Genomic DNA, 3311 nt, shown 5'->3' with positions numbered 1-3311 from the left:
GCTGCTGCCCCGCCAGGCGGCGCGGCGGATGAACCGCGCCGCGCAGTTCGCGGTGCTGGCGGCGCGGGAGGCCTGGACCGACGCGGGGTACGCGGACGGCGGGACCCGCGAGAGCGGGCTCGACCCGGAGCGGGTCGGGGTGAGCCTCGGCGCCATCCTCGGGGACGCGTCGGTGCTCGTCGGCGGTGACCGCAGGCTGCGCGACCGGGGACCCCGCGGGGTCTCACCGCTCACCACGCCGATGACGGTGCCCTCGCAGGCGGCCTCGCAGGTCTCGCTCGACCTGCACATCACCGGTGAGGCACGGACCGTGACCAGCGCGTGCGCCTCCGGCACCGAGGCGATCGGGCAGGCCGTCGACCGAATCCGGTTCGGCCGGGTCGACGTCGCCCTCGCGGGCGGTGCGGAGGCGGTGGTCACACCGGCGATCATGGCGTCCTTCGCGGCGATGCGGGCGCTCGCCGAGGGGGACCCGGCCGCGGGCTCGCCGTCGCACCCGTTCGCCAAGGACCGCGACGGATTCGTCAACGGGGAGGGCGCCGGGGTGCTCGTCCTGGAGTCCGAGGAGCACGCGCGCGCCCGCGGGGCGCGTATCTACTGCGAGGCCGCCGGGTGGGGGCTGTCCGCCGACGCCCATCACGTCGCGGCGCCGGACCCGTCCGGTGACGGCATCGCACTCGCTCTGCGGCGGGCCGTGCGGGACGCCGGCGGACAGCTCGCGGACGTCGTGCACGTCAACGCGCACGCCACCGCCACGGTCGACGGCGACCTCGCCGAGGCGCGGGCCCTGCGGGGCGTGCTCGGCCGGCGCGACGTGCCGGTCACGGCCCTCAAGGGGCATCTGGGGCATCTCCAGGGCGCCGCGGGCGGGGTCGAGGCGGTCGCCGCGGTGCTCACGCTGCACCACAGGCTGGTGCCGCCGACGGTCGGCTGCGCGGAACTCGACGACGCGATCGACCTGGACCTCGTACGGGACACGCCGCGCGCGTTGCCGGACGCCGGTGACCTGGTCCTGAGCAACTCCTTCGGCTTCGGCGGTCACAACGCGGTGCTGGCGCTGCGGCGCGTGGCGTAGGCGGGGTGCGGGGCGAAGGTGAGGGTGAGGGTGAGGGGGAGCGTGGCGGGCGGGGCCGTGGGGTGCCCGCGGCGCGGCCGCGGGCGGGGCGGGGTACGCGGAGCGCCTGATGCCGGTGGGTGGGCCGGGGCCGGGTCGGGCGGCCTCGCCACCCGCACCTCCTCGTCCCGGGCGTCGCGTCCGTACGCGGCCGCACACCGGGCGGCGGTGCCTTCCCGGTGTTCCGAAGGGGTCAGGCAGAGCGCTTGCGGGAGGTCGCCTTCTTCGCCGCGGTCTTCTTCGCGGGCGTCTTCTTCGCCGTCGCCTTCTTCTCGCCCTGGCCGGTCTTCGACGTCGACTTCCGGGCCGAGGACGCCGTCTTCTTCTTCGCCGTCGACGTCGACTTCCTGCCCCCCGTCTCCTTGGGCGACGAGCGGGGGGCCCCGCGCCGGGACATGGGCTTGACCTCGGCCTCCTCCCCCGGTTCCTCGCCACGGGACTCCCGGGCCGCGCGCACGCTGCTCTCCAGCGCGGCCATCAGGTCCAGCACCTTGCCGCCCCGCTCCGGCGCGGGCGCCTCCGGCGGGGCCTCGCCGGAGGCCTTCGCGGCGATGACCTCCTCGACCGCCTCCCGGTACTCGTCGTGCAGGTCCTCCAGATCGACCTCGCCGAGGGTGTCCATCAGGGCGTCCGCGAGGTCCAGCTCCTTGTCACGGACCGTGACATCGGTGTCGGGCGCGAGGCCCTCGGGGGCGCGGACCTCGTCCGGCCAGAGCAGTCCGTGCATGGCGATGGCGTCACCGACCACGCGGAGCATCCCCAGGCGCTCCCGGCCGCGCAGGGCGTACTTCGCGATGGCCACCTTGTTGCTCCGCTTCAGCGCCTCGCGCAGCAGCGTGTACGGCTTGGCCGCCGGGGCCCCGCCCGCCGCCAGGTAGTACGCGGCGTCCATCTGGAGCGGGTCGATCCGGTCCTCGGGGACGAAGGCGACGATCTCGATCGTCCTGGCGGTGGGGAGCGGCAGCCCGGAGAGGTCCTCGTCGGTGATCGGGATGATCGTGCCGTCCGAGTCCTCGTAGCCCTTGCCGATCTCCTGGCCGGTGACCTCGCGGTCCTCCAGTTCGCAGAACTTCCGGTACCGGATCCGGCCGCCGTCCTCCGTGTGGATCTGGCGGAAGGAGATCGAGTGGTTCTCGGTGGCGTTCACCAGCTTGATCGGGATGCTGACCAGGCCGAACGAGATCGCGCCGTTCCAAATGGATCTCACGTGCAGCACCTTTCCGGTCGTCTGCCGATCACTGTCGGAGCACCTGTCCCGGTTTGCGTGGGATTCTCATCGTATGGCGCCTATCACCGAGGTGGAGGGGCGACGGCTCGCGCTCAGCAATCTGGAGAAGGTGCTGTATCCCGCCACGGGGTTCACCAAGGCGGAGGTACTGCACTACTACGCGACCGTCGCCGATGTGCTGCTGCCCCATCTGCGGGACCGGCCGGTGTCGTTCCTGCGGTATCCGGACGGGCCCGACGGCCAGGTGTTCTTCACCAAGAACGTGCCGCCGGGTACGCCCGACTGGGTCACCACCGCGCAGGTGCCGCGGTCCGAGGGGCCGGCCCGGATGGTGCTGGTGCAGGATCTGCCGAGCCTGATGTGGGCGGCGAACCTGGTCACCGAGTTCCATACGCACCAGTGGCTCGTCGGGGACCCCGGGCAGGCCGACCGGATCGTGTTCGACCTGGACCCGGGCGCTCCCGCGACGATCGTGCAGTGCTGCGAGGTCGCGGTGTGGCTGCGGGAGCGGCTGGCGGCGGACGGCATCGGGGCGTACGCCAAGACCTCCGGCTCCAAGGGGCTGCATCTGCTCGCCGCGGTGCGCGGCGCTTCCTCCGAACGGGTGTCGGAGTACGCGAAGGGACTGGCCGTGGAGGCGGAGCAGGCCATGCCCCGGCTGGTGCTGCACCGGATGAACCGGAATCTGCGGCCCGGGAAGGTCTTCGTCGACTGGAGCCAGAACGCCGCCCGGAAGACCACGGCCACCCCGTACACCCTGCGCGCGCGGCCCGAACCCCTGGTGTCGGCCCCGGTGACCTGGGACGAGGTGGAGGACTGCCGCTCCCCCGACCGGCTGGCCTTCCGCGCCCCAGACATCGCCCCCCGCGTACAGGCCCACGGCGATCTCCTGTCCCCTCTCCTGACCCGCCCGCACACACCCCCACTGCCGCACTGAACAACCACCCCGGCCCACCGACGACCGGCCCA

3 protein-coding genes are annotated in these 3311 nt (G+C 73.3%); 2 read left to right on the top strand and 1 reads right to left on the bottom strand.

Annotation, left to right across the window (positions count from 1 at the left end; all coding sequences use genetic code 11):
- The coding region (locus tag B9S61_RS03000) for a beta-ketoacyl synthase (protein WP_146064689.1) at positions 1-1075 on the top strand (1075 nt) is incomplete at its 5' end.
- A gap of 232 nt (positions 1076-1307) precedes the next feature.
- Here the strand turns inward: B9S61_RS03000 and B9S61_RS02995 are convergent.
- Complete coding sequence (locus B9S61_RS02995; protein ID WP_103540785.1) at positions 1308-2330, bottom strand: Ku protein; 1023 nt, start codon at positions 2328-2330, stop codon at positions 1308-1310.
- A gap of 64 nt (positions 2331-2394) precedes the next feature.
- Here B9S61_RS02995 and ligD point away from each other — a divergent pair, with 64 nt between their 5' ends.
- Complete coding sequence (gene ligD, locus B9S61_RS02990) at positions 2395-3279, top strand: non-homologous end-joining DNA ligase (protein ID WP_103540784.1); 885 nt, start codon at positions 2395-2397, stop codon at positions 3277-3279.
- The last annotated feature ends 32 nt before the right edge of the window (positions 3280-3311 follow it).

The sequence above is a fragment of the Streptomyces sp. SM1 genome (genome assembly GCF_002910825.1).
Classification (GTDB): domain Bacteria; phylum Actinomycetota; class Actinomycetes; order Streptomycetales; family Streptomycetaceae; genus Streptomyces; species Streptomyces okerensis.
The sequence above is the reverse complement of the archived record's forward strand: the minus strand, read 5'-3'. Positions and strand labels throughout refer to the sequence as shown.

What these genes read in the sequence shown, in the direction of transcription:
- ligD (WP_103540784.1), top strand. Translation starts at nt 2,395, where the DNA reads ATGGCGCCTATCACCGAGGTGGAGGGGCGACGGCTCGCGCTCAGCAAT.